Source organism: Vibrio sp. 1402 (assembly GCF_033340275.1).
In genome coordinates this window covers 1-738 of sequence record NZ_JAWOWE010000226.1, presented here as the reverse complement: position 1 = coordinate 738, position 738 = coordinate 1, and the positions used below count along the sequence as shown (strand labels likewise).

General features: G+C 47.2%; 1 protein-coding gene. It reads left to right on the top strand.

From position 1 onward, the window contains the following. On the top strand, positions 1 to 738 hold a 738-nt coding region (locus tag R7044_RS25250; protein WP_225455999.1), incomplete at both ends, for an amidohydrolase.

The following is a 738-nucleotide window of genomic DNA, read 5'->3' as shown; positions in this document are numbered from 1 at the left end:
ATTGATCATTCACACTTCGGGGCATTTGAGTGTCGCAAACAGTAAAGCCTTAGAGCTAGCAGGCATCACATCAGAATCGGAAGATCCAAAAGGTGGCATTATCCGCCGAATGGAAAACAGCCAAGAACCCAATGGGGTCCTAGAAGAAAACGCGCACTTTGCAATGCTGTTCAACCTCAATAAGTTGATTGATTCTGAACTTCAAGATCGCATGTTAGAAGCGTCGCAAAGTATGTACGCGAAATATGGCTATACCACGGCTCAAGAAGGGCGAGCAACATCAGAAGGTTATGAAGCGATGAAACGCGCGTCGAAAAACGACAAGCTGATGATCGACTTGGTTGCGTACGCCGATATGGTATCGAGCAGTGATTTTATGGACTCGGAATACAACACGCCAGAGTACACAAACCATTTCCGCATCGGTGGCGTAAAGCTGAACTTTGATGGCTCTCCACAAGGTAAAACGGCATGGCTAAGTCAGCCTTACTTCCACCCGCCACATGGACAAGATAAAGACTACGCAGGCTACCCAACCTTTGAAGATCAACAAGCTTACGATTACGTAGAAACGGCCTTTAAAAATGAATGGCAGGTGCTGACGCATGCCAATGGTGACGCTGCGATCGAGCAATTTATCAATGCAGTGACCAAAGCAAATGAAAAGCTAGGAAAACAAGACCGCCGACCTGTACTCATTCACGGCCAAACCATGCGCCAAGACCAAGTGGATCGCTT